At 69.4% G+C, this 25077-nt stretch carries 28 protein-coding genes and 1 pseudogene; 20 read left to right on the top strand and 9 right to left on the bottom strand.

Going from position 1 to position 25077, the window contains the following annotated elements; all coding sequences use genetic code 11:
* Positions 1-24 precede the first annotated feature (24 nt).
* The 4 genes from G6N30_RS16960 to G6N30_RS16945 are packed head-to-tail and all read left to right on the top strand — an operon-like array spanning position 25 to position 4177.
* Positions 25-1593, top strand: coding sequence for a long-chain-fatty-acid--CoA ligase (locus G6N30_RS16960; protein ID WP_134054732.1), 1569 nt, complete (start codon positions 25-27; stop codon positions 1591-1593).
* Positions 1594-1612: 19 nt separating this feature from the next.
* Positions 1613-2575 (top strand): o-succinylbenzoate synthase, encoded by a 963-nt coding sequence (locus G6N30_RS16955; protein WP_134054730.1) that lies wholly within the window; start codon positions 1613-1615, stop codon positions 2573-2575.
* A gap of 53 nt (positions 2576-2628) precedes the next feature.
* A complete protein-coding gene (locus G6N30_RS16950; protein ID WP_134054728.1) occupies positions 2629-3591 on the top strand; it encodes an oxygenase MpaB family protein in 963 nt (320 codons plus the stop codon).
* A gap of 4 nt (positions 3592-3595) precedes the next feature.
* Positions 3596-4177: a TetR/AcrR family transcriptional regulator gene (locus G6N30_RS16945; protein WP_134054726.1), complete on the top strand. Its 582-nt coding sequence runs from the start codon at positions 3596-3598 to the stop codon at positions 4175-4177.
* A gap of 3 nt (positions 4178-4180) precedes the next feature.
* Here the strand turns inward: G6N30_RS16945 and G6N30_RS16940 are convergent, their stop codons facing one another.
* Entirely contained in the window at positions 4181-4318 is a 138-nt protein-coding gene (locus G6N30_RS16940; RefSeq protein ID WP_163687640.1) for a hypothetical protein, read from the bottom strand.
* A 192-nt stretch (positions 4319-4510) separates the two neighbouring features.
* Between G6N30_RS16940 and G6N30_RS16935 the strand changes: the two genes are divergently transcribed.
* The 9 genes from G6N30_RS16935 to G6N30_RS16895 all read left to right on the top strand — a co-directional run bounded on the left by G6N30_RS16935 (position 4511) and on the right by G6N30_RS16895 (position 11895).
* Complete coding sequence (locus G6N30_RS16935; protein ID WP_134054724.1) at positions 4511-4864, top strand: hypothetical protein; 354 nt, start codon at positions 4511-4513, stop codon at positions 4862-4864.
* A gap of 53 nt (positions 4865-4917) precedes the next feature.
* Entirely contained in the window at positions 4918-5877 is a 960-nt protein-coding gene (locus G6N30_RS16930) for a GlxA family transcriptional regulator (RefSeq protein ID WP_134054722.1), read from the top strand.
* Positions 5878-5888: 11 nt separating this feature from the next.
* Entirely contained in the window at positions 5889-6623 is a 735-nt protein-coding gene (locus G6N30_RS16925) for a DJ-1/PfpI family protein (protein WP_134054720.1), read from the top strand.
* 9 nt (positions 6624-6632) lie between these two features.
* Positions 6633-7133: a nitroreductase/quinone reductase family protein gene (locus tag G6N30_RS16920; protein ID WP_134054718.1), complete on the top strand. Its 501-nt coding sequence runs from the start codon at positions 6633-6635 to the stop codon at positions 7131-7133.
* A 69-nt stretch (positions 7134-7202) separates the two neighbouring features.
* A complete protein-coding gene (locus tag G6N30_RS16915) occupies positions 7203-7985 on the top strand; it encodes an alpha/beta fold hydrolase (RefSeq protein WP_134054716.1) in 783 nt (260 codons plus the stop codon).
* Positions 7986-7987: 2 nt separating this feature from the next.
* Positions 7988-9631, top strand: a complete 1644-nt coding sequence (gene menD, locus G6N30_RS16910) for a 2-succinyl-5-enolpyruvyl-6-hydroxy-3-cyclohexene-1-carboxylic-acid synthase (RefSeq protein WP_134054714.1) — start codon at positions 7988-7990, stop codon at positions 9629-9631.
* Complete coding sequence (locus tag G6N30_RS16905) at positions 9628-10140, top strand: DUF3592 domain-containing protein (RefSeq protein ID WP_134054712.1); 513 nt, start codon at positions 9628-9630, stop codon at positions 10138-10140. The genes menD and G6N30_RS16905 overlap by 4 nt, the downstream gene beginning before the upstream one ends.
* Positions 10141-10194: 54 nt before the next feature.
* Positions 10195-10716, top strand: coding sequence for an SRPBCC family protein (locus G6N30_RS16900; protein WP_134054710.1), 522 nt, complete (start codon positions 10195-10197; stop codon positions 10714-10716).
* A gap of 12 nt (positions 10717-10728) precedes the next feature.
* Complete coding sequence (locus G6N30_RS16895; protein ID WP_134054708.1) at positions 10729-11895, top strand: zinc-dependent alcohol dehydrogenase; 1167 nt, start codon at positions 10729-10731, stop codon at positions 11893-11895.
* A 6-nt stretch (positions 11896-11901) separates the two neighbouring features.
* Here the strand turns inward: G6N30_RS16895 and G6N30_RS16890 are convergent, their stop codons facing one another.
* Positions 11902-12567: a DsbA family protein gene (locus G6N30_RS16890; RefSeq protein WP_179965474.1), complete on the bottom strand. Its 666-nt coding sequence runs from the start codon at positions 12565-12567 to the stop codon at positions 11902-11904.
* Between the two features lie 84 nt (positions 12568-12651).
* Here G6N30_RS16890 and G6N30_RS16885 point away from each other — a divergent pair, with 84 nt between their 5' ends.
* Positions 12652-13779, top strand: coding sequence for a glycosyltransferase family 4 protein (locus G6N30_RS16885; protein ID WP_134054706.1), 1128 nt, complete (start codon positions 12652-12654; stop codon positions 13777-13779).
* A 107-nt stretch (positions 13780-13886) separates the two neighbouring features.
* Here the strand turns inward: G6N30_RS16885 and G6N30_RS16880 are convergent, their stop codons facing one another.
* The gene (locus tag G6N30_RS16880) at positions 13887-14711 is read right to left on the bottom strand and encodes an SDR family oxidoreductase (RefSeq protein ID WP_134054704.1); all 825 of its coding nucleotides are present in this window, start codon (positions 14709-14711) and stop codon (positions 13887-13889) included.
* 70 nt (positions 14712-14781) lie between these two features.
* On the opposite strand from G6N30_RS16880, the gene G6N30_RS16875 reads away from it, so the two are divergent.
* Complete coding sequence (locus G6N30_RS16875; RefSeq protein ID WP_134054702.1) at positions 14782-15474, top strand: demethylmenaquinone methyltransferase; 693 nt, start codon at positions 14782-14784, stop codon at positions 15472-15474.
* A gap of 9 nt (positions 15475-15483) precedes the next feature.
* Here G6N30_RS16875 and G6N30_RS27470 read toward each other — a convergent pair whose 3' ends face one another.
* The 4 genes and pseudogenes from G6N30_RS27470 to G6N30_RS16860 all read right to left on the bottom strand — a co-directional run bounded on the left by G6N30_RS27470 (position 15484) and on the right by G6N30_RS16860 (position 17801).
* The gene (locus tag G6N30_RS27470; RefSeq protein ID WP_325053512.1) at positions 15484-15801 is read right to left on the bottom strand and encodes an NADPH-dependent FMN reductase family protein; all 318 of its coding nucleotides are present in this window, start codon (positions 15799-15801) and stop codon (positions 15484-15486) included.
* A 107-nt stretch (positions 15802-15908) separates the two neighbouring features.
* Positions 15909-16109: pseudogene (locus G6N30_RS27465) on the bottom strand (NADPH-dependent FMN reductase); the annotation flags it as partial.
* 11 nt (positions 16110-16120) lie between these two features.
* A complete protein-coding gene (locus G6N30_RS16865) occupies positions 16121-17206 on the bottom strand; it encodes a CE1758 family FMN-dependent luciferase-like monooxygenase (protein WP_134054700.1) in 1086 nt (361 codons plus the stop codon).
* 145 nt (positions 17207-17351) lie between these two features.
* Positions 17352-17801, bottom strand: coding sequence for a GAF domain-containing protein (locus G6N30_RS16860; RefSeq protein ID WP_134054698.1), 450 nt, complete (start codon positions 17799-17801; stop codon positions 17352-17354).
* On the opposite strand from G6N30_RS16860, the gene G6N30_RS16855 reads away from it, so the two are divergent.
* A complete protein-coding gene (locus tag G6N30_RS16855; RefSeq protein WP_407664656.1) occupies positions 17791-18102 on the top strand; it encodes a hypothetical protein in 312 nt (103 codons plus the stop codon). The two genes, G6N30_RS16860 and G6N30_RS16855, sit on opposite strands and share 11 nt — an antisense overlap.
* On the opposite strand, the gene menJ is transcribed toward G6N30_RS16855, so the two are convergent.
* On the bottom strand, positions 18103-19323 hold the full coding sequence (gene menJ / locus G6N30_RS16850; protein WP_134054694.1) for a menaquinone reductase MenJ: 1221 nt from the start codon (positions 19321-19323) through the stop codon (positions 18103-18105).
* A 20-nt stretch (positions 19324-19343) separates the two neighbouring features.
* On the opposite strand from menJ, the gene grcC1 reads away from it, so the two are divergent.
* From grcC1 to G6N30_RS16835, 3 genes are all read left to right on the top strand, one after another.
* Complete coding sequence (gene grcC1 / locus G6N30_RS16845; RefSeq protein WP_179965473.1) at positions 19344-20351, top strand: nonaprenyl/(2E,6E)-farnesyl/geranylgeranyl diphosphat synthase; 1008 nt, start codon at positions 19344-19346, stop codon at positions 20349-20351.
* Between the two features lie 67 nt (positions 20352-20418).
* Positions 20419-21294, top strand: a complete 876-nt coding sequence (gene htpX, locus G6N30_RS16840; protein WP_134054692.1) for a zinc metalloprotease HtpX — start codon at positions 20419-20421, stop codon at positions 21292-21294.
* 149 nt (positions 21295-21443) lie between these two features.
* Complete coding sequence (locus G6N30_RS16835) at positions 21444-22031, top strand: hypothetical protein (RefSeq protein ID WP_134054690.1); 588 nt, start codon at positions 21444-21446, stop codon at positions 22029-22031.
* A 1-nt stretch (position 22032) separates the two neighbouring features.
* Here G6N30_RS16835 and G6N30_RS16830 read toward each other — a convergent pair whose 3' ends face one another.
* Positions 22033-23058 (bottom strand): NAD(P)H-dependent glycerol-3-phosphate dehydrogenase, encoded by a 1026-nt coding sequence (locus tag G6N30_RS16830; protein ID WP_134054688.1) that lies wholly within the window; start codon positions 23056-23058, stop codon positions 22033-22035.
* Between the two features lie 107 nt (positions 23059-23165).
* Here G6N30_RS16830 and G6N30_RS16825 point away from each other — a divergent pair, with 107 nt between their 5' ends.
* The gene (locus tag G6N30_RS16825) at positions 23166-25013 is read left to right on the top strand and encodes an alpha/beta hydrolase (RefSeq protein WP_134054686.1); all 1848 of its coding nucleotides are present in this window, start codon (positions 23166-23168) and stop codon (positions 25011-25013) included.
* Positions 25014-25077 lie beyond the last annotated feature (64 nt).

Genomic DNA, 25077 nt, shown 5'->3' with positions numbered 1-25077 from the left:
CCATTGTCATGGCACGCTTTCGCCATGTCCGCGCTGCCTGAACCACGTTTCCTCGACGACCGTCTCAGCCACTGGGCGCAGACCACACCCGACGGCGAGGCCATCGTCTACCTCGACCGCAGCTGGACGTGGTCGCAATGGGACGGGCGCGTCCGGCGGCTCGCCGGTGCGCTCACCTCGTTCGGGGTGGGCCACGGCGACGCGGTCGCGTTCCTCGACAAGAACCACCCCGCGTGCGTCGAGCTGACGTTCGCCGCCGCGTCACTCGGCGCAGCGAACGCGGTGGTCAACTTCCGGCTGGCCGGTGACGAGCTCGACTACGTGCTCAACGACAGTGGCGCCAAGGTGTTGATCGTGGGCCGTGACCTGCGTCCGGCCATCGACAAGATCCGCGACCGGCTCACCCACGTGGAGCACGTCGTCGAGGTGACACCCGAGGGCGGCGACGGCGACGAGTACGAGGCACTGCTGGCCGGCGCCACGCCCGCGGGCCGAGCCGCCGACGTGGCGCCCGACGACGTCTGCGTGATCATGTACTCGTCGGGCACCACCGGGCGGCCGAAGGGGGTCGAGCTAACGCAGGCGAACCTCATCGCGCACACGGTGAACGCCCATGACGGTTGGGGTTTCGACGACGGCGACAAGAACATGGTGTCGATGCCGCTGTTCCACGTCGGCGGACAGTCCTATGTGCAATTCGGCATCCACGACGGCGTGCCCAGCGTGATGACGCGCGAGGTGGACGGGGCGTCGCTGGCCGATGCGATCCTCAGAGGCGCCAACCGCACCTTCCTGGTGCCCGCCGTCCTGGCCAAGGTGCTCGAGGCCGGTCCGGACGCGGTGAAGCTGTTCGGCGCACTCAAGACGTTCTGCTACGGCGCGTCCCCGATGCCGCTCCCGCTGTTGCGCCAGGCGCTCGACGCCTGGCCCGACACCGATTTCATCCAGGTGTACGGGTTGACGGAGGTGTGCGGGGTGATCAGTCACCTGATGCCCGACGCCCACCGCGACGCCGAACATCCCGAGCGGCTGGTCAGCGCGGGGCGGCTCATTCCCAAGGCCGAACTGCGGGTGGTCGACCCCGACACCGGCGAGGAGGTGCCGACCGACCGGCAGGGCGAATTGTGGTTCCGCACACCGCAGTTGATGAAGGGCTACCACAACAAGCCGGAGGCGACCGCAGAATCCGTCACGGCCGACGGCTGGTTTCGCACCGGCGACGTCGGGCGCATCGACCCGGACGGGTACCTCTTCGTCGAGGACCGGCTCAAGGACATGATCATCTCGGGTGGGGAGAACGTCTACTCCATCGAGGTGGAGCGGGTGCTCGCCGAACATCCGGCGGTGACGGAGGTCGCCGTGATCGGAGTGCCCGACGAGAAGTGGGGCGAGGCCGTCAAAGCCGTTGTGGCGATCGAGGGTTCGGCCTCCGAAGGGGAACTGACCGAGTGGTGCCGCGAGCGGCTGGCGCGGTACAAGTGCCCCCGCAGCATCGACATCGTCGACGAATTGCCGCGCAACCCGACGGGCAAGATCCTCAAGAAAGACCTCCGCAACCCGTATTGGGAGGGCCGCGACCGGGCGACGGTGTGAGGTCGGCGAGACTGGCGGTGTGACACCGACCCTCGCCGATCTGCTCGATCGGCTCCACGTCGTCTCCCTGCCGATGCGGGTCCGCTTCCGCGGCATCACAGTGCGCGAACTCGCGCTGATCGAGGGCCCGGCGGGGTGGGGCGAATTCGGACCGTTCCTCGAGTACGCACCTGCGGAGGCCGCGACGTGGCTGGCGTCGGCGATCGAGGCGGCCTACTCCGCAGCGCCGGCCACTCGGCGCGACCGCATCGCGATCAACGCGACGGTGCCCGCGGTGAACGCCGCCCAGGTGCCCGAGGTGCTGGCCCGGTTCCCCGGCGCGCGGACGGCCAAGGTGAAGGTGGCCGAGGCGGGGCAGACGCTGGCCGACGACGTCGCCCGGGTCAACGCGGTACGGGCGGCGGTGCCGACGGTGCGTGTGGACGCCAACGGCGGCTGGACGGTCGAGGAGGCGGTGGTCGCGGCGGCCGCACTGACCGCCGACGGCACGTTGGAGTACCTCGAGCAGCCGTGCCGGACGGTGGCCGAACTCGCCGAATTACGTTCGCGCGTCGCGGTTCCCATCGCGGCGGACGAGAGCATTCGCAAGGCGGAGGATCCGCTGCACGTGGTGCGGGCCGGGGCCGCCGATGTCGCGGTGGTCAAGGTGGCCCCGCTGGGCGGAGTGCAGCCGCTGCTCGACATCGCCGCGCAGATCGACATCCCGATCGTGGTGTCCAGCGCGCTGGATTCGGCGGTGGGCATCGCGCGCGGGCTGTATGCGGCGGCGGCGCTGCCGCGGCTGGAGCATGGTTGCGGCCTGGGCACCGGTGGGCTGTTCGTCGAGGACGTCGCCGCGCCCCTGACCCCTGTCGACGGATTGTTGCCGGTCGCACCCGTCGTGCCGGATCCGGACCGGTTGAGCGCCCTGGCTGCGCCGTCCGAGCGCCGGCAGTGGTGGATCGATCGCGTCGCGGCGTGCTTCGAGGTGCTGGACCGTTGACATGTTGACACAAAGGGATAGTCTTTGTGTCAACACCGACGCCTGGAGGCGACATGGTCGCAGTTGTCCAACCGTCCACGCAGGACGTTCCCACCGCCGCCGCGGTGCGCCCGAAGGTGATGCGCGAGTTCCGTAAGCACAGCGGCAGTGTGCTGGGCGGCTTCTTCGGGGCGGCCGCGTTCGACGAGGTGGCCCTGGTCCCCGTGGCCGCCGCCGTGGACAGGACCGGCCGGTTCGCCGCGAACTTCGCCGATCGCGGTGTGCGCAGCGGATTCTCGGCCTTCCTGGCGATCTGGGGTGACGCGCAGGACCGGGTCGCCGAATCCGACCGGCTCAAGATGCTGCACCGCGATGTGCGCGGCCAGGGCAGCGGCGATTTCGCCGACGTCCGTTACAGCGCGCTGGACCCGAAGTTGTGGAACTGGATCGCGGTCAGCGGTATCTTCCTGGTGCTGAACTCGTTCACCCCGTGCACGGGGATCGTGCCCACCGACGCCGAGCGCGACGCCGCCTACCTGCAATTGCTCGACGCCTTCCGTGGTCTCGAACTGCCGGGGAAGAACGCCAAGCTGCCCGCGACCTACGCCGAGGCGGCCGAGTACTACGACACGATGGTCCGCACCGAACTGAGCGCGAACCCGTTCCTGCGGCGGGTGACGGCGGACCTGACGCGACTGCCGTTGCCGACGCTGTTGCTCCCCCCGCCGGTGCGCCGGGCGCTCACCCCGCCGTGGCTGTTGCTGCGGCCGATCGCCGGGCGCGTCGTGAAGGTGTGTTCGTTCGGCATCCTGCATCCGGGGATCCGTGAGATGACGGGGTTCGACTGGCAGGCGCGCCACGACCGGGAGTTCGAGCTGTACACCCGCCTGCTGCAGCTGGCGTGGCGCGTGCTGCCGGACAGGTTGCTGCTGATTCCGTTGGCCCGCAACCGGATCGAATACGAGAAGCTGGTCCACCTGCACCGGTCGGTCGCGCTGGAGTCGTTTGCGCCGCCACCCGGCTGCCCGGCGGGCTGACCCGATGCGCCGTACCAGTGCCAATCGTTCGGAACAGGAAGCGGCGATCCTCAAGGCCGCCGCGGAGGAGGTCGCGCTCGTCGGCGTGGGCCGGCTGAGTATGGACGTCATCGCGCGGCAGGCGGGCGTCAGCCGGAGCACGCTGTATCGCCGGTATCCCAGCCGCGATGCCCTCGTCACGGAACTGGGCAGGCAGACCTTCGATTACGCGATGGCGCGGCTGCAGACGGTCCGTGTGGACGCGGGTCCGCAGGAGGCGGCGGTCGCGGCGTTCCGGGAGGGGGTGCGTCTGCTGACGGGTGAGCCGGTGATGAGGCGGTTCCTGCAACTCGACGGCGACTTCACGGCGACATCGGGGATGTTCGACGAGGCGCGGGTGTTCCTCGTCAGTGCGGCCACGGCGATGGCGAAGGCGCTACGGGCGGCGGGCGCGAGGATGCCTGACGGCGAGTTGCTGGCGGTTGCGGAAGTGCACATCCGGTTGGCGGCGTCGCTGGTGCAGGTGAGCACGCCGGTGCTCGACGTCACCGATGATGACGCGGTGAGTCGTTACGCGCGAACGTATCTCGCTCCGTTGGTGCGGTGAGCGTCAGTACATGCACACGTCGGCGATGAGGCCGACGACGACCACACCGACGATGATGTACGGCAGTGCGGACCACACGAGGGTCTGCAGAACCGCTCCGACCGACACCTCCCACTCGAGGATGCGCCGAAGAAGCCTCATGGCCGTGTGACGGCGGCAATGTTACTGATCATTCGTATCTGTGTGCCTCATGCTGACCATGAGTTCTGTAGTGATGTCCTGTTCATATCGTGATTATCCCGTCACTTCGACCCGGTCGGACGCGATATTCGTGATTCGAAAAGCCGCAATGAAGTGAACATTCATTACCCGTGAGAAGCCTAAGCTCGTGCGGTGAACGTGAGCGGCCACGTGCGGACGACGACGATCGGAATCGGCCAACTGCGCAGCGATACCTGCCGCTACGTCCAGCGCGTCGAGTGCGGTGAGGCGTTCCAGATCCTCCGGCGTGGCCGCGCGGCGGCAGAGCTGTGCGCCGCCCCCCTTTCCGGTGATCTGCTTCCGATGCCGGTGGCGCTCACTGACTTGCGAGTCCGTGCCGCCCACTTCTTCGACAGGGTCGCGGCCGGTGAAACGATCGCCGTCGAGTACCACGGCCGGGTCGTCGCCGTTCTGCGACCGTGTGACACCGGTGCCCTGGCGAACCCCGGCCGCGTTTCCGAGCCGGTGCCGCCCCGCATGTCCTGATCTGTGGGATGCATGGCGTAGACGCCACGCCGTCGCACGCCGACACTGAATGCATGAAGTCGGTGCTGATCGTCGGGTTTCCCGGCATCCAGGCGCTCGACCTCGTCGGCCCGTTCGAGGTCTTCACAGGCGCGTCCCGCCACCTGGCCGCCGAGGGCAAAGACGGGTATCACGTCACCATCGCCTCCGTCGACGGTCAACCGATCCACACCGGCACCGGCCTCGCCCTACTCGCCGAACCCCTCCCGGACCCGCGAACCCCACGTGACACGCTCGTCCTCCCCGGCGGCCACGGCACCCGAAACGCCGTCACCGACACCGAACTCATGTCCTGGGTCCGCGAGGCCGCTTCCCACACCCGCCGCGTCGTCAGCGTCTGCACCGGCGCCTTTCTCGCCGCCGAAGCCGGTCTGCTCGACGGCTGCCCGGCGACCACCCACTGGGCCTACGCCGATGCGCTCGCACACCGCTATCCCGCCGTCGCCGTCGACCCCGATCCCATCTTCGTGCGCAGTTCACCGAAAGTGTGGACGGCCGCCGGGGTCACCGCGGGCATCGACCTCGCCCTGGCCCTGGTCGAAGACGACCACGGCACCGACACCGCGCAGACCGTCGCCCGCTGGCTCGTGATGTACCTGCGCCGCCCCGGCGGACAGACCCAGTTCGCCGCGCCCGTGTGGATGCCGCGGGCCAAACGCGCCCCGATCCGCGCGGTGCAGGAAGCGATCGAAACCGAACCCGGTGGCACGCACAGCGTCGCCGAGTTGGCTCAGCGGGCCGCGATGAGCCCGCGCCACTTCACCCGGGTGTTCACCACCGAAGTCGGCGAAGCGCCCGGCGCGTACGTCGAACGCGTGCGCACCGAGGCCGCACGGAGGCAACTCGAGGAGACCGACGACACCGTCACCACGATCGCCGCCCGATGCGGGTTCGGCACCGCGGAAACCATGCGCCGCAACTTCATCCGACGCCTCGGCGTCTCACCCGACCAGTACCGCAGAACCTTCGCCTGAGAGGAACAGTCATGCCCCAGATCGCGATCGTGCTCTATCCCGGCTTCACCGCGCTCGACTTCATCGGCCCCTACGAGGTGCTGCGCAACCTGCCCGACGCGGACGTCCGGTTCGTCTGGCACGAACCCGGACCCGTCACCGCCGATTCAGGCGTCCTCGTCGTCGGCGCCACCCACTCGTTCGACGAGACCCCGTCACCGGACGTCCTGCTGGTGCCCGGTGGCCCCACATCCACCGAGCACGCGCGCGACGACACGTTGCTCGCCTGGATCCGCACCGCCCACGCCACGACCACGTGGACGACGTCGGTGTGCACGGGCTCGGTCATCCTCGCCGCGGCCGGGGTGCTCGACGGCAAGCGCGCCACCTCCCACTGGATGGCCCTGTCCCTGCTCAAGCCGTTCGGCGTCACCGCCGTCGGCGACGAGCGGGTGGTGCGGGACGGCAAGGTCGTCACCGCCGCGGGCGTGTCCGCCGGCATCGACCTCGCGATGTGGCTGGCCGCGCAGATCGCCGGTGAGCCGCACGCCAAGGTGACCCAGCTCATCCTCGAATACGACCCGCGGCCGCCGTTCGACTCCGGCCACCTGTCGAAGGCGTCGGCCGCCACGAAGGCTGCCGCCACCGCGGCGCTCGGCAAGGACACCTTCGTCACCCACCGCCAGCTCGGCCCGTCGACGCTGCTGCTGTGGAACGCCGCGCTGCAAGCGGTCCGGACCCGCGGGCGTCGCGTCAGGTCTGCATAAGATCGCCCGATGGGCATACCCGAGGTGGATCCGACCGCCGGCTCGCCGATGCTGAAGGTGGGCGCGCGGCTGCTGCGGCCCCGGCCGGTGCGGTATCTGGTACGTCACATCGTGCCGCGCATCGACCCGCCGCTGCTGCGCCTGTCCGGCGGCCGGGTGTCCTCCGCGATGGTCACCCCGGAGCTGCTGCTCACCTCGACCGGCGCGAGAACCGGCGAAAAGCGGGTGACGCCGCTGACCTACTTCACCGACGGCAGCCGGGTGATTGTCGTCGCCTCGAACTACGGCGGCCGCCGTCATCCGGCCTGGTACCACAACGTCAAGAAGCAGCCCCGCGTCACGTTGACCGCAGGCGGCTACGAGGGCACGTTCGTCGGCGAAGAGGTCACGGGCCCGGAACGGGACCGGTTGTGGGAGCTGGCCAAGAACTGGATTCCCAGCTACGCCGACTATGAGAAGCTCACCCAGGGCCGCACCATCCCGATCCTGGCCTTCACCGAAGTGCCGTGATTTCGGTGTGATTGATCGCGCAGGGCGCGACCAACTACACCGAAACCGCCCTCAAGTAGCGTCGGGGGCGTGAATCTCGCTTACGACGATCGCGGCAGTGGCATCCCGGTGCTGTTCATCGCCGGTCGCGGCGGCGCCGGCCGCACGTGGCACCTGCACCAGGTTCCCGAGTTCGTGCGCAACGGTTATCGCGCCATCACCTTCGACAACCGCGGCGTCGGCGCCACCGAGAACGCCGAGGGCTTCGGCGTCGAACAGATGGTCGCCGACACCATCGCGCTGATCGAGAAGCTGGACGCGGCACCCGTGCGGATCGTGGCGGTGTCGATGGGCTCCTACATCGCGCAGGAACTCATGCTCGCCCGCCCGGAACTCGTGCGCTCGGCGGTGCTGATGGCCACCCGCGGCCGCCACGACCGCGCCCGCCAGTTCTTCGGCCAGGCCGAGAAGGAGCTGATCGCCGCCGGGATCGACCTGCCGCCGCGTTACGACGCGAAAGTGCGTGTGTTGGAGAACTTCTCGCCCAAGACCATCAACGACGACCGGGCGATCGGCGACTGGCTCGACATGTTCACGATGTGGCCGACCAAACACACACCCGGCCTGCTGGCCCAGGGCGATGTCGGGCCGAAGGACAACCGATTGCCCGCTTACCGCAGCATCCGCATACCCACGCTGGTGATCGGGTTCGCCGACGACGTCCTGCTGCCCGCGCACCTGGGCAAGGAGGTCGCCGACGCGTTGCCGCACGGGCGTTATCTGGAGATCGCCGACGCCGGCCACCTCGGCTTCATCGAGAAGCCGCAGGAAGTCAACGCCGCGGCGCTGAAATTCTTCGCCGATATCCTGTAGCGATGAACCCCTCGACGGCACAGGCGCGTGTCGTCGTCGACGAACTCGTTCGCGGCGGCGTGCGCGACGTCGTGCTGTGTCCGGGATCACGCAACGCGCCGCTGGCGTTCGCGCTGGCCGACGCCGACCGCGCGGGCCGGTTGCGGCTGCACGTGCGTATCGACGAACGCACCGCCGGATTCCTCGCCATCGGGCTGGCGGTCGCCGAGCGCGCCCCGGTGTGCATCGCGATGACCTCGGGCACCGCGGTCGCCAACCTGGGCCCGGCCGTCGTCGAGGCCAACTACGCGCGGGTGCCGCTGGTGGTGCTCAGCGCCAACCGGCCCTACGAACTGCTGGGCACCGGCGCCAACCAGACCTTCGAGCAGCTCGGCTACTTCGGCAACCAGGTCCGCGCCAACATCAGCCTGGGCCTCGCCCCGGAATTGAGCGCAGGCGGCCCGGGCGACCTGACGTCGCTCAACGGTCAGTGGCGATCGGCGACCTGCCGAGTCCTGGTGGCCGCCACGGGTTCTCGCAGCGCCAACGCCGGACCGGTGCAGTTCGACATCCCGCTGCGCGAACCGCTGGTGCCCACGTTCGACGACGACGGCTCCTGCCCGCCGGGACGGCCGGACGGCAAGCCGTGGACCTACACCCCGCCGGTGATGTTCGACCAGCCGGTCGACATCGACGTCACCCCGGACACCGTGGTGATCGCCGGCCACGGTGCCGGCGTGCACCCGAACCTCGCGGACCTGCCGACGGTCGCCGAACCGACAGCGCCGCCCGCGGCCAATCCGCTGCACCCGCTGGCGTTGCGGCTGCTGCGGCCGAGGCAGGTCATCATGCTCGGCCGCCCGACGCTGCACCGGCCGGTTTCGGCGCTGCTGGCCGACCCGTCGGTGCCGGCGTACGCGTTGACCACCGGGCCGCGCTGGCCCGATGTGAGCGGGAACTCGCAGGCCACCGGCACCCGCGCGGTGACCAGCGGCACCCCCGACCCGGCCTGGCTGCGGCGCTGCGCCGAGGCCAATGCCCACGCCGTCGCCGCGGTGCGCGGACAGCTCGCCGCGCATCCGCTGACCACCGGTCTGCACGTCGCCGCCGCGGTGGCCGACGCCATGCGGCCGGGCGATCAGCTGGTGCTGGGCGCGAGCAACCCGGTCCGCGACGCCGCGCTGGTCGGGTTCACCCCGCACGGTGTGCAGGTGCGCTCCAACCGCGGCGTCGCGGGGATCGACGGGACGGTGTCGACGGCGATCGGCGCGGCACTGGCCCACGACCACACCGGCGGACGCACGGTCGCGCTGATGGGTGACCTGACGTTCGTCCACGACAGCTCGGGCCTGCTGATCGGGCCCACCGAGCCGACCCCGCGCGACCTGACGATCGTGGTGTCCAATGACAACGGCGGGGGCATCTTCGAACTGCTCGAACAGGGCGATCCGCGGTTCAGCGACGTGTCGTCGCGGGTGTTCGGCACCCCGCACGATGTGGACGTCGGCGCGCTGTGCCGGGCCTACCACGTGGAGAATCGTCAGATCGAGGTCGGCCAGCTCGCCGAGGCGCTCGACGAACCGCACCAGGGGATGCGCGTGCTGGAGGTGAAAGCCGACAGGTCGTCGCTGCGCGCGCTGCACGCCGCCATCAAGGCCGCGCTGTGAGATCGGCCGAACGGTTGGCGGCGATCCGCCGGGTGGTGATCCCGCACCTGTGGGGTGACGGCGACGAGACGCGGTCCGAGCGGATCATCCGCCGGGTGCGGATCGGCATCATCATCGCGGCGTGTCTGGTGACCCTGCAGTCCACGCTGATGGTGATCGGCGCATGGCGCAACGACCGCCAGATCGAACGCCACATGGGCGTCGCCGAGGCGACGGTGCTCAGCGCCGGACCCCGGCGATCGACCATCGAGTTCGTCACCCCCGACCGCATCACGTACCGCCCGGAACTGGGCGTGCTGTACCCGTCCGAGCTGGAGACGGGGATGCGGATCTACGTCGAGTACGACCGCAACAACCCCGACCTCGTGCGAGTGCGCGACCGCAACGCCTCGCTGGCGATCATCCCGGCCGGGTCGATCGCGGTCGTCGGCTGGCTGATCGCCGGCGGCGCGCTGATCGGGCTGGCGGTCCTGCAGAAGCGGCTGGCCCCGGAGCCCGAGCCGGTCTGACGCGTTTGGCCGTCCCCCCGCCGGGTATCGCCCCGCGCGACGGAGGGAGCCCACATGTCGATTCTGGACGCGGCCAAGGACCGGGCCACCAGCCTGGCCGCAAACGTGGCCAACGTGGTCAGCGACAAGATGCCCGACAAGACGCCGACCGATGCGAGCAACGGCCAGACGGTCACGATCAACGCCGACGTCGTCGAAGTCGAGGAACTGTGGCGCGACGCGCGACGGATGTCGGTCGTGCTCGGCGAACTCGGCGACGTCGAGAACACCGGACCCGACCGCTACCGGTGGAACCTGCACGCCGGTCCGGTCGAGACGACGTGGGAGTCGACGGTCCACACCGACAACGGGGGCATCCGCTTCACCGGCGAGGACGGCAACGAGATCCTCGTCAGCTTCCGGCCCGCACCCAACCACCTCGGCACCGAGGTCACCCTGCGGACCAAGACGTCCGCCCCCGATCTGCTCTCCGGCGCGCTGGCGTTCAAGGTGCTCTACCGCTGCCGGGCCCTGCTGCAGACCGGCGAGGTGCCGACCATCCGAAACAACCCGAGCGCGCGCCCGTCCGCGCGGTAAGGAAGTCCACTCATGCGCGCACTGTGCTGGAACGGCGTCAACAACCTGTCCGTGGAGACGGTCGACGACCCCGAGATCATCAACCCGCACGACGTCATCCTCAAGGTCACGCTGACCACGACCTGCGGATCCGATCTGCACTTCATCGACGGTTACCTGCCCGGCATGCGGGAGGGTGACGTCTTCGGCCACGAATTCATGGGCGAGATCGTCGAAATCGGGCGTGAGGTCCGTGACGTCAAGGTCGGCGACCGCGTCGTCGTCCCGTCGTTCATCGGCTGCAACCGGTGCTGGTACTGCGACCACGAACTGTATTCGTGCTGTGACACCACCAACCCGAACGCCGAACTGCAGCAACCCCTTCTGGGTTATCCGTCCGGCGGCATCTACGGGTACACGCATCCGTTCGGCGGCTACGCCGGATCGCACGCGCAGTTCGTTCGCGTGCCGTTCGGCGACACGAACTGCTTCCCGATTCCCGGCGACATCACCGACGAGCAGGCGCTGTTCCTGTCCGACGCCGTGCCGACCGGGTTCATGGGCGCGGACTTCTGCGACGTCAGCGCCGGTGACACCGTCGCGGTGTGGGGTGCCGGGGGAGTGGGGCTGATGGCGGCCAAGAGTGCACTGCTGCTCGGCGCCGAACGCGCCATCGTCATCGACCGCTTCCCCGAGCGGCTGTCGCTGGCTCGCGAATTCGGTGTGGAGACCATCGATTACGGGTCCGCCGACAGCGTGCAGGAATCTCTGCGCGAGATGACCGGTGGCCGCGGCCCGGACGCGTGTATCGACGCGGTCGGCATGGAGGGCCACAGCACCGGTCTGCAACAGGTCTATGACCGGGCCAAGCAGCTGCTGCGCCTGGAGACCGACCGGGCGAGCGCGCTGCGCCAGGCGATCCTGGCGTGCCGCAAAGGCGGTGTGGTGTCGGTGCTGGGGGTCTACGGGCTGACCGACAAGTTCCCGATGGGTGTGGTGACGAACAAGGGGCTGACGCTGAAATCGGCGCAGCAGCACGGTCAGCGGTACATGGCGCGGCTGTTCGACTACGTCGAGCAGGGCGACCTCGACCCGGCGAAGCTCATCACCCACGACCTGCCGCTCGAACAGGGTGTGCGCGCCTACGACATGTTCAAGAACAAGCAGGACAACTGCATTCGCGTGGCACTTCGTCCGTAGTGGCGGCTAGATCGTCGAGATCAGCTTCGCCAGCCAGTTCTCGTCGTAGATGTCGAGCACCTCGTCGGTGTTGAGGTTGTACACCGTTGGGGTGGCGACCTGGTAGGAGTTCAGCTCGGCGAGCAGTCCGATGTTGAGGTCGGACATGTCAGCGGTGTCGACGGCCACGCTGCCGCCGGCGACGGCCTGCACGCCCGGGGCCGGTATCCCGCTCTCCTGGGCCATGTCCGCCATCTCGGTGTCGGACGGCCCGTTGCCGCCGGGCTGCTGGTGGGCCCACAGATCCTCGACGAACGCCTGGAATGCCACGGCCCGCGGCGCTGCCTCGGCGGCGGCGAACATCGCGTTGCTCACCCGCGCGGAGTGGTCACCGTCCTGGTCGAGGAATGTCACGGGCCGGTAGGTGACGGCCAGTTGACCGAGGCTTATGTAGCTGGCCATCTCGCGGCCGTAGTCGGCCTGCAGGGTGGCGCAGTGCGGGCATTGCGGTTCGGTGAACACCTCGATCTGCGCCGACGCCTCGGGATCGCCGACGAGGATGCCGTAGCCGTCCTCGGTGATCGCGGTGCGGGGCTGATTGGGGTCGAGCCGGGCGGCGCCGGTGATCTCACGCGTGCAGCCGACGGTCACCAGCAGCAGCACCGCCGCGACCAGCGTGATCCAGATCCGCACAGGCAAACCGTACCGCGCCGGATCTTCGCGTCGCGTATTCCGGCGCGCAACCTGGTCGACAGTTTGGGCTGCGAGGCTTCGGCCGTGCGCGTTGCGATCGTCGCAGAGTCCTTCCTCCCCAACGTCAACGGCGTCACCAACTCGGTGCTCCGCGTGCTGGAGCATCTGCGCCGCACCGGCCACGAGGTCATCGTCATCGCCCCGGACACCCCGCGTGGTGAATCGCCGGCCGAGCGGGTGCACGACGGGGTGCGGGTGCACCGCGTGCCCTCGCGGATGTTCCCGAAGGTGACCTCACTGCCGCTGGGCGTGCCGCGGCCCCGCATGGTCGGGGTGCTGCGTGGATTCGACCCGGACGTCGTGCACCTGGCGTCGCCGGCGCTGCTCGGTTACGGCGGTCTGCACGCCGCGCGTCATCTCGGGGTGCCGACGGTCGCGGTGTTCCAGACCGACGTCGCCGGTTTCGCGCAGAGCTACGGCATCGGGGCGGCGTCGCGCGCCGCGTGGGCGTGGACGCGGCACCTGCACAGCCGGGCCGACCGCACGCTTGCGCCGTCGACCTCGGCGATGGAGAACCTCGAGGCGCACGGCGTCCCGCGGGTGCACCGCTGGGCGCGCGGCGTGGACGTCACCGGGTTCGCGCCGTCGGCCCGCGACCTCGATCTACGCCTGCGGTGGTCCCCGGACGGCAAGCCGATCGTCGGGTTCGTCGGGCGGTTGGCGCCGGAGAAGCACGTCGAACGGTTGGCGGCGCTGAGTGCGCGCGACGATCTCCAGGTGGTCGTCGTCGGGGACGGCATCGACCGCGGCAAGCTCGAATCCGCCATGCCGACAGCGATTTTCACCGGAGCGCTGTACGGCGATGCGCTCGCGGCCGCCTACTCCAGCATGGACGTGTTCGTCCACCCCGGTGAGCACGAGACGTTCTGCCAGGCCGTGCAGGAGGCGATGGCCTCCGGGCTGCCGGTGATCGCCCCGAACGCCGGCGGGCCCCGCGATCTGGTCGCGCCGTACCGCACCGGGCTCCTGCTGGACGTGGCCGACTTCGAGGCCCGGCTCAGCGAATCCGTCGACCACCTGATCGCCGAGCGGCAACGCTATTCCGTCGCCGCCCGGCGCAGCGTGCTCGGCCGCACCTGGCCGGCGATCTGCGACGAACTACTCGGGCATTACGAGGCGGTGCTCGGACAGCGCCGCCTGCGCGCCGCCTGACCCTGACTCACCCCGCACCGCGAGCGTGCGTGTCTGCTTCGCGACACGCCGCGCGCAGGCATCTCTTTGCGCACGCTCGCGCAGCTCACGAGCGCGCGCAAGGCGGGCTAACCCTGCGCCTCCACGGCGACCGGCTGCCACTCTTCCCACGTCTTGAGCCGGTTCTCGTAGTCGGCCTTCGCAATCGACAGCGGTCCCGCACCGAAGAACACCCGCAGCGGGGGATTCTCGGCGTCGACGACCTTGAGGATCGCGCCGGCCGACGCCTTCGGATCGCCCGGTGTGGCCGAGCGCTGGCTGCGCGCACGATCGGCCTCCTCGTGGATCTGCGCGTAGTCGGGCAGCGGGGTCGCATGCTTGGCCGACGGGCCGGCCCAGTCGGTGGAGAACCCGCCCGGCTCGATCAGCGTGACGTGCACCCCGAACGACGCGACCTCCTGCGCCAGGGCCTGCGAGAACCCCTCGAGCGCCCACTTCGACGCGTGATAGATCCCGACGTTGGGGAAAGCGCTGATCCCACCGATCGACGACACCTGCACGATGTGGCCGCTGCGCTGAGCGCGCAGGTACGGCAGCGCCGCCTGGGTGATCCACAGCGCGCCGAACACGTTCGTCTCGATCTGGTCGCGCGCCTCCTGCTCGGAGAGCTCCTCGATGAAACCGAACTGGCCGTAGCCGGCGTTGTTGACGACGATGTCCAGGCGCCCGAAGTGGTCGTGGGCCTGTTTGACCGCCGCGAAGTCGGCGTCGCGGTCGGTGACGTCGAGCGTCAAGGGCAGCAGCGCGTCGCCGAACTTCTCGACGAGATCGCTCAGCGTCGCGGTGTCGCGCGCCGTCGCGGCGACGCGGTCACCTCGTTCGAGCGCGGCGATCGCCCACTCCCGGCCGAATCCGCGCGAGGTACCAGTGATGAACCAGACTTTTCCGCTCATACGGGCTACAAGGGCACTCCCGGCGTCCCCCATTCCCGCTGACCGCAGATTCACAGGTAGCGTCGGCGTCGTGAGCCGGGCGACGTTGGACAAGAACCCCCACGAGGTCGCGTCGATGTTCGACGCGGTGGCACGCCGCTACGACCTCACCAACACCGTGCTCTCGTTGGGCCAGGACCGGTTCTGGCGGCGCGAGACGCGGTCGGCGCTCGGCATCGGCCCCGGCGACAAGGTGCTCGACCTGGCGGCGGGGACCGCGGTGTCGACGGTCGAACTCGCCGCCTCGGGCGCCTGGTGCGTGGCCGCGGACTTCTCGGTCGGCATGCTCTCGGCGGGTCGTCAGCGCGCCGTGCCGAAGGTGGCCGGCGATGCGACCAAACTGCCGTTCGCCGACGAATCGTTCGACGCGGTGACCATCAGCTTCGGCCTGCGCAACGTCGTCGACCACGTCGCGGGCCTGAAGGAGATGGCACGGGTGACGCGGCCGGGCGGACGTCTGGTGGTGTGCGAGTTCTCCACGCCCACCAACCGCGCCTTCGCCACTCTCTACAAGGAGTACCTGATGAAGGCGCTGCCGCGGATGGCGCGCGCGGTGGCGTCCAATCCCGACGCCTACGTCTATCTGGCCGAGTCGATCCGCGCCTGGCCCGACCAGGACGGTCTGGCACAGCGCATCGCCGACGCGGGCTGGTCGCAGGTGCGCTGGCGCAATCTGACCGGCGGCATCGTCGCGCTGCACGCCGCGGTCAAGCCCCAGCGCTGACTGAGGCGGTCAGTCCTCGACCGTCCCGTCGCCGTGCGGCTGGGACGAGCCGAGGAGGCGCTGCATCTCGGTCAGTTCCTCGGTGAACACGTCGCGGCGGGTACGGGCGCCGCACGCCTGCAGCAGGCGGACGAAGTCCGACGCCGCCTTGGCGATTCGCGCGGTGAGGTCCGCAGCCTCCCGCTGTCCACCGAAGTCGGCCGTCGCGGCGTAGACACCGGTCGGCGCGACGATGGCGTGCAGGTAGGAGAACATCGGGCGCATCGCGTGTTCGAGGACGAGTGAATGGCGTTCTGTCCCACCGGTGGCCGCGATGAGCATCGGCATCTCGGAGAGCGTCTCCTGGGGCAGCACGTCGAAGAACGACTTGAACAGCCACTGATGGACGCGTTGAACGCCGGTGTCACGGCGATCACCCCGTCGGCGTCGGCGAGCGTGGCGAAGGCGGCTTCCAGCTCCTCGGCGGCCACCCCGGTGAGCATGGTGTCGGTGATCGACCGGGCCAGTGGACGAAGTTCGATCACCGAGGTGGTCACCGTGGTGTTGCGCTGTGTCAGTTCGGATTCCACGGCGGCGGTGAGCCGGTCGGCGAGGATCCGGGTCGACGACGGCTGCCGTAACCCGCCGCTGATCACGGCCAGGCGCGTCACGGTGTCTGCTCCCGCGCCGCCGCCACCAGCGATTGGTGGGTCGGCGCATCGGGCACGTGGTCGGGTCTGCCGACTCGGAACTCCCTGCGCAACACGGGAAGAACCTCCTCGCCCAGCAGGTCGAGCTGTTCCAGCACCGTCTTGAGCGGCAGACCGGCGTGGTCGATCAGGAATAGCTGCCGCTGGTAGTCACCGGCGTACTCACGGAAGCCGAGCGTCTTGTCGATCACCTGCTGCGGTGATCCTACGGTCAGCGGAGTTTGCGAGGTGAATTCCTCGAGTGTGGGGCCGTACCCGTACACGGGTGCCTTGTTGAAGTAGGGCCGGAACTCGTCGACGGCGTCCTGGCTGTTGCGGCGCATGAACACCTGCCCGCCGAGGCCGACGATCGCCTGGTCGGCACTGCCGTGTCCGTAGTGCTCGAACCGCTGGCGGTACAGCTGAACCAGGCGTTTGGTGTGGGAGGCGGGCCAGAAGATGTGGTTGGCGAAGAACCCGTCGCCGTGGAAGGCGGCGAGTTCGGCGATCTCCGGTGTGCGGATCGATCCGTGCCACACGAACGGCGGCACCCCGTCGAGCGGTTGGGGCGCCAGCGTGAAGCCCTGGAGCGGGGAGCGGAACTGACCGCTCCAGTCGACCACTTTCTCCCGCCACAGCCGTCGCAGCAGTCCGTAGTGCTCGACGGTCAGCGGGACCGCCTTGCGGATGTCTTGGCCGAACCAGGGGTAGACCGGCCCGGTGTTGCCGCGGCCCAGCATCACATCGCAGCGCCCGCCGCTCAGGTGTTGCAGCACGCTGAAGTCCTCGGCGATCTTCACCGGATCGTTGGTGGTGATCAGCGTCGTGGAGGTGGACAGGATGAGGCGTTCGGTCTGCGCCGCGATGTAGCCCAGCAGCGTCGTCGGTGAGGACGGCACGAACGGTGGGTTGTGGTGTTCACCGGTCGCGAAGACGTCGAGGCCGACCTCCTCGGCTTTCTTGGCGATCGCCACGGTGGCGCGAATCCGCTCGTTTTCGGTCGGTGTGGTGCCGGTGGTCGGATCGGGGGTGACGTCCCCGACCGTGAAGATTCCGAATTGCATGCCTGGCGGACCACCTTCCCGGGCTACCGTGCCGTCGTCTCGGATACCCGGTACGCCCACCGCTGACACGGCAGCCGCCGTATACGGCCGCGACCGTCGGAAGCGTTGCGTGACAGCGCTTCGAGCGCATCAGCGCGCCTGCGCGCTACCCCGCGTTCGTGTGCGCCTCCCACAGCCGCGCACTCTCGGGGCCGACCGCGGAATCGTGGGTCTGCTGGAAGTTCCGCCCGCCGCGCCGGTAGGTCGCCAGCACCACCGCCGGGACCTCCGGTTCGAGGAACGGTTCCGGCAGCCACCGGCACGGCCGGATGTGCACCAGGTCGACCGCCGTTGCGGCAGCGGTGGTGTCGGGCCGGTACGGTCCGTCGATGCGGCCCAGCCAGAACAGTCCGTCGGGGTCGCGGGTCCACACCAGTGCGCCGTCGGGCGCGTCGGCGAAGCGCGATATGCGGCGCGCCAGGCGGTCCTCGTCCACCCCGCGTTCGCCGAACCCGCACACCCCGACCCGGCGGGCGCGCTCGACTGTCTTCGCGACGTCGATTCCGTCATCGCGTGAGCGCATCGGCGCCCGGTAGACCGCCACCATGAATGTCATCCTGCGGGATATGCTCCACCACAACGGCGGCAGGGGAGGACGGGTGCAGACGTTCTGGCGCTACCTTCGTTTCCAGGCGATGATGTTCGTCTTCGGCATCGTCGGGCCGATCTTCCTCATCCTGTACTTCACCACCCAGCCCGATCCGTCAATGAAGTGGGCGTACTGGTTCGGGCTGTTCATCACCGCCGCCGACATCCTCATCGCGCTCGCGCTCACCGATGCGACGCACAGGGACGATCCGCCCGCCGACATGCGGATCGCGCTGGCGTTCGCCAAACGCCGCGGCCTCGACCAGTGATCAGCTGAACGGTTTGCGGGCATCCAGCCCGCGCGAGGCCAGCCCACCGGCCCGCCACACCCGGGCGATCGCGTCGGCGTCCTCGTCGGTCACCAGGTTGCCCATCACGCGCACCGCGATGCGCATCAGCGTCGTCGACCGCATCGCCACCGCACCGGTCAGCGGCAGGAACTTCGGCAGCGTCAGCAGCAACGCCAGCCTGCGGGCCACGGAGAAGCCGCGGGCGTAGTGCTCGCTCAGCACGGCGGGCCAGGCCTGCGACAGGTCACCGGAACCCAGCAGGTCGGCGGCCAGGCGTCCGGTCTCCAGCCCGTAGTCGATGCCTTCGCCGTTGAGGGGGTTCACGCAGGCGGCGGCGTCACCGATCAGCATCCAGTTCGGCCCGGCCACCCCCGACACCGCACCGCCCATCGGCAGCAGCGCCGACAGCGGCGCCCGCGGTTCGCCGTCGAAACCCCATTCCTCCCGGCGCAGCGCCGTGTAATACGACATCAGCGGACGCAGCGCGGCGTCCGCGGGGCGCTTCTCGGTGGCCAGCGCGCCGACGCCGATGTTCACCTCGCCGTTGCCCAGCGGGAAGATCCAGCCGTAGCCGGGCAACACCTTGCCCTCGGGGGAGCGCAACTCGAGGTGCGAGGTGATCCACGGTTCGTTGCTGCGCGGCGTGGCGATGTACCCGCGGACGGCCACGCCGTAGACGGTCTGCTGATGCCACCGGCGGCCGAGCACCCGGCCCAGGGTCGACCGCGCCCCGTCGGCGACGATCAGCGTCCTGACGCCGACCTCCTCACCCGAGTCGAGCGTCAGCGATTCGACCCGGCCATGCGAATCATGGCTGACGCCAATCGCTTTCGAGCCCAGCAGCATCTTGGCGCCGTCGTCGGCGGCCACCGAGCGGATGCGGTCGTCGAGTTCGGTGCGGGGGACCGCGCTGCCCGTCGACGGGAACGACGGACCGGGCCAGGCGACTTCGACGTCGGCGCCGAAACCCGACATCCGCAGGCCGCGGTGGCGGATGCGGGTGTCCAGCCACGGACCGAGGCCGAGGCGTTCGAGTTCGGCGACCGCGCGCGGGGTCAGCCCGTCGCCGCAGGCCTTGTCCCGGGGGAAGCGGGCGGAATCGATCACGAGCACGTCGCGGCCGGCGCGGGCCGCCCAAGCCGCGGCCGCCGAACCCGCAGGTCCGGCGCCGACAACGACCACATCCGCCCGGCTCTTCATTGTCACAGTATGTTGGCAGGGTGAGGACACCGGCGACCGTGGTGGCGGGCGTGGATTTCGGCGACGCGGCCTTCGCGGCCGAAGTCCGCGACGGAGTCGCCCGCATCGAGGATCTGATGTCCACGGAGCTGGGCAAGGCGGACGAGCTGATGGCCGAGGCCGTCCAGCATCTCTTCCAGGCGGGCGGCAAGCGGTTCCGTCCGCTGTTCACCGTGCTGTCGGCGCAGCTGGGTCCGGAGCCCAACGCGTGGCAGGTCACGGTGGCGGGCGCGGTGATCGAGCTGGTGCACCTGGCGACGCTCTATCACGACGACGTGATGGACGAAGCGCAGATGCGGCGCGGGGCGCCGAGCGCCAACGCCCGCTGGAGCAACAACATCGCGATCCTCGCCGGCGACTACCTGTTCGCCACGGCGTCGCGGTTGGTGTCACGGCTTGGCCCCGAGGCGGTGCGGATCATCGCCGACACGTTCGCCCAGCTGGTCACCGGTCAGATGCGCGAGACCCGCGGCGCCGTCGAAGGCGTCGACGAGATCGACCACTACCTGAAGGTGGTGTACGAGAAGACGGCCTGTCTGATCGCGGCGTCGGGCCGGTTCGGCGCGACGTTCTCGGGCGCGGACGAGGCGCAGATCGAACGGTTGGCGCGCCTCGGCGGAATCGTCGGCACGGCGTTCCAGATCTCCGACGACATCATCGACATCGACAGCGATCCGGACGAGTCCGGCAAGGTTCCGGGCACCGATCTACGTGAGGGTGTTCACACTCTGCCGGTGCTGTACGCGCTACGCGAGACCGGTCCGGACACCGATCGGCTGCGCGAACTGCTCGCCCGGCCGATCGACAACGACGACGATCTGGCCGAGGCGCTGCGGCTGCTACGCCGCTCACCAGGCATGGAGCAGGCGAAGGCGACCGTCGCGCGGTACGCGCAGGAGGCCCGCGACGAACTGGCGGCGCTGCCGGACGTGCCGGGACGCCAGGCGCTCGCCTCGCTGGTGGATTACACCATCACCCGGCACGGCTGAGTTCCGCCGGAACCTGAACCGCCGTGTGCAGCGTTGGATCAGCGAAGACTTCACGAGGAGGTGGCTGATGACGTGGAATCCGCACGCGAACAGGCTCAAGACGTTCCTGTTGCTGGTGGGCATGTCGGCGCTGATCGTGTTCGTGGGTTCGCTGTTCGGTCGGTCGATCATGGCGCTGGCGGTGCTGTTCGCCGTCGGCATGAACGTGTACGTGTACTTCAACAGCGACAAGATGGCGCTGAAGGCGATGCACGCGCAGCCGGTGAGCGAACTGCAGGCGCCGGTGATGTACCGGATCGTGCGCGAGTTGGCCAACGCCGCACACCAGCCGATGCCGCGGCTCTACATCTCCGACACCGCGAACCCGAACGCGTTCGCGACCGGACGCAATCCGCGCAACTCGGCGGTGTGCTGCACGACCGGCATTCTGCAGATCCTCAACGAACGCGAACTGCGAGCGGTGCTGGGCCACGAACTGTCCCACGTGTACAACCGCGACATCCTGATCTCGTGTGTGGCCGGCGCGATGGCGTCGATCATCACCGCGCTGGCCAACATCGCGATGTTCGCCAGCATGTTCGGCGGTAACCGCGAGGGCGCAAATCCGTTTGCGCTGCTGCTGGTTTCGTTCCTCGGTCCGATCGCCGCGATGGTGGTGCGGATGGCGGTGTCTCGGTCGCGGGAGTACCAGGCCGACCAGTCCGGTGCCGAGCTCACGGGCGATCCGTTGGCGCTGGCGTCGGCGCTGCGCAAGATCTCCGGTGGGGTGGAGGCGGCGCCGCTGCCACCGCAGCCGCAGCTGGCCGACCAGGCGCACCTGATGATCGCGAGCCCGTTCCGGTCGGGGGAGAAGATCGGCAAGTTGTTCTCCACGCACCCGCCGATCGCCGACCGGATCCGCCGGCTGGAGGAGATGGCCGGACGGGGACCGGGCCTGTACTGAGCGCCGTCTGCTGCGACCCGCGCGAGGCGAGATCGACACCAGGGTCGCAACGCGGCGGTCTGGCGACCCTCACGTCGATCTCGGCGATCGGCGGCGCCGCGACGGTCGGGCCACGAAACGAAATTCCACCGCGGGCCGATGATCAACGCATGGGAAACCAGTCAGCCGGTGCGCGCCGCCGCAGCGGAACATATGGTGTGGGCGTGCTCAGCAGAATCCTGGCCGGCGCCGCGACCGTCGCCGGCGCAGCGGTCATGACGGCAGGCCTTGCCGCCGCTCAACCCCCCGCGCCCGCCCCGCCTCCCGCGCCCAACGTCAACGCCTGGCCGCCCGTGAGCCCCGCGGAGTTCTCGGCGATGAACGGCACCTGGTACGCGTTCGGTGCCCCCGGCGGCCTGACGTGCGTCATCCAGCGCGGCGGCGCCTACGGCTGCAGCGGCCCCATTCCCGCCGCCCCGCAGGGCGCGAACCTCGTCAGCGGCGGCATCGGCGGTGTGCCGACGTTCGCCAACGTGGCAGCCCCGTTCGCCAACGTCGTCGAGAACGTCAAACCGTTGCCGCCGAACACCCGGCTGAGCTTCCAGACCGTGAGCTGCGGCACCGACGGCACGATGACGACGTGCGTGGACGCGCACAACGGCGCGGGTTTCGTCATCAGCCCGACTGCCAGCTTCGTGCTGCAGCCCAGCAACCCGCTGCTGCTGCCGCGCGAGGGCCGCAACCCCTACTTCAACTGACCTAGAAGCCCGACCCGTGCACCTCGTGGCCGGGCTTCTCGGCGACCAGGCCGTGGTAGGCCTGCTCCACGGTCGACCCGTGGTTGATGACGCCGTCGACCTCGCGGGCGATCGGCATGTTCAGCCCGTACTGCTCGGCGAACTCCATGACCACCTTGGACGCCTTCACGCCCTCGGCGACCTGGTTCATCGCGGCGATGATCTCGTCGATCGGCTTGCCTGCGCCGAGTTGTTCGCCGACGTGGCGGTTGCGGCTGCGCTGGCTGGTGCAGGTGACGATGAGATCGCCCATCCCGGCCAGCCCCGCGAAGGTGTCCCGATGTCCGCCCATGGCCTCACCCAGCTTGGACATCTCCCGCACCGCACGGGCGATCACCATGGCGCGGGTGTTCTCCCCGATACCGAGTGAATACCCCATGCCGACGGCGATCGCGTAGACGTTCTTCAGCGCGCCCGCCATCTCGACGCCCACCACGTCGTCGGTGGTGTAGGTGCGAAACCGCTTGGTGCGGAACAGCTCTGCCAGCTGCGCCGCCAGGTGCTGATCCGGCATGGCCAGCACCGCCGCGGCGGCGTAGCCGTCGGCGACCTCGCGGGCGATGTTCGGCCCGGCCAGGATTCCCGCCGGATGCCCCGGCAGCACCTCGTCGACGATCTCGCTCATCCGCTTGTTGGTGCCCTGTTCGAGTCCCTTGACCAACGACACCACCGGCACCCACGGCCGCAGTTCGGCAGCCAGTCCCTCGAGCACCCCGCGGAACCCGTGCGACGGCACCCCCATCACGACGACGTCGGCGCTGTTGGCGGCCTCGGCGAAGTCGGTGGTGGCGCGCAACGTCTCGCTCAGCACGCAGTCCTCACCGAGGTACCGGGAGTTGCGGTGGTTGGCGTTGATGTCCTTGGCGGTGTCCTCCGAGCGCACCCACTGGATCGTCGGTGCGCGCCGTGAACAGATCGATGCGACCGTGGTGCCCCAGGAGCCACCTCCGAGGACGACGACGTTGGGTTGTCGGTGAGCGAGTGCCATGGCGATCAGCGTAGGACGGGTGCCGCACTCGGGAGGGCGATTCGATTGGTGCAGCAACCGCGTCGCCGGCCGGGTGATAATGAGATCCGGTCGGCTCAGGGGGTGCGGTGACGGTTTCGTTGTCGGTGGTGGAGGCCTCCGACCCGAACGGGCTGGTCGACTCCGCCGCGCGGATCGGCGAGAAGATCAGCCGCCTCGACACCCTGATGACCCAGCAGCGCCGCGCCCTGGCCGAGCTGCGCGCCAACTGGCAGGGCAAGGCCGCGTCGGCGGCGATCACCAGGGCCGAGGCCGACCTCGATCAGCAGGAGGCGCTGCGGGCGCGGCTGCAGGCGTTGCAGACAGCGTTGCAGTCGGGCGGTTCGCAGCTGTCCTCGACGCGGCGCGGTCTGCTGATGGTGGTCAACAGCCTGCGCGCCACCGGCTGGCAGGTCGCCGACGACGGCACCTGCACCCCTCCGCCGTATCTGCCTCCGGTGTTCACCGGGCTGGCGATGGCGTGGACGGCCGTCGTGCAGAAACTGCTCGCGCAGTACAGCGAGATCGACACCTCGACGGCCGCGGCGATCACCTCGGCGCTCGGCGGCCCGGTGCCGCAGACACCTGCGGGCACGCTGGGCGATCCGCGTCGGCTGCCGGACAAGGAGACCGCACCCGAGGACGTCAAGAAGTGGTGGGACTCGCTGAGCCAGGCCGAGAAGGACGGGCTGATCGCGAAGCATCCCCCGGAGTTGGGCAATCTCAACGGGATTCCCGCCGACGTGCGCGACAAGGTCAACCAGGCGGTGATGAACGACGACCTCAACCGGGTGCGCGACGTCGCGCAACGCAACGGGGTCACCGAGAACGAGGTGATCGCCGACCCGGCCCGGTACGGCCTGGCACAGACCGACGCCACCCGCTTCTACAACGCCAGGCGCACCAGCGAGGGGCTGGCCCACCAGCGCGGCAGCAACCCCAAGGATCAGCGGCCGGCGATGTTGTGGGGCTACCAGCCTCTCGCCGACAACGGTCAGGGCCGCGCCGCGATCGCGATCGGCAACCCGGACACCGCCGCGAACACGGCCGTGATCGTGCCGGGCACCGGGAGCAGCGTGCGTGACGGCTGGCTGTCCGACGGGCACGACGATGCGATCCACCTCTACGACCAGGCCAACACCTCGAACCCGGGCGAGCCGACCGCGGTGATCATGTGGATGGGCTACGACGCCCCCGACGGGTTCACCGACACACGGGTCGCGAACCCGGACCTCGCCCGCGCGGGTGGCGAGCTGCTCGCGGCCGACGTGAACGGCCTGGCGGCCACACACACCGGGCCGTCCCACGTGACGGTGATCGGCCACTCCTACGGGTCGACGACGGTGGCCGACGCGTTCGCCGGCAGCGGGATGAAAGCCAACGACGCGGTGCTCATCGGCAGCCCGGGCACCGATCTGGCCAAGAGCGCCGAGGACTTCCACCTCGACGGCGGCAAGGTGTACGTCGGCGCGGCCTCCACGGACCCCGTCAGCTGGATCGGCATGCCCGGTGACCTACCGGCCGACTGGCTCAACCGGGAGCTCGGTTATCCGGTCGGTCCGGACGCCGGGCTGGGCACCGATCCCGCGGGCGACGAGTTCGGCTCGGTGCGTTTCCGCGCCGAAGTGGCCGGCGAGGACGGCCTGGACGTGCATGATCATTCCCATTACTACGACCTGGGCAGCGAATCGATGCGGGCGATGACCGACATCGCCAGCGGCAACAGCGAGCGGCTGGCCGAAGAGGACCTGATCGCCGAGGGGCGCCGCCAACCGCACATCACCACACCCGACCACATCGACCTACCGTTCGGCGGCAGGGTTCCGCTGCCGCACCTCGACACCGACATTCCGGGCAGTCCCGCCTTCATCGACCCGGAAGCCGGCCGACCAGGGAGCTCTGTGACCACTGACCATGACTACAAACCGGCCGGTTGAGCCGCTGCGGGCGGCGCTGGCCGCCACGCTGCTGTTGTGCACGTTCGTCCTAGGAGGCTGCTCG

Origin of the sequence: Mycolicibacterium litorale, from assembly GCF_010731695.1 — a bacterium.
GTDB classification, from domain to species: Bacteria; Actinomycetota; Actinomycetes; order Mycobacteriales; family Mycobacteriaceae; genus Mycobacterium; species Mycobacterium litorale.
The sequence above is the reverse complement of the archived record's forward strand: the minus strand, read 5'-3'. Positions and strand labels throughout refer to the sequence as shown.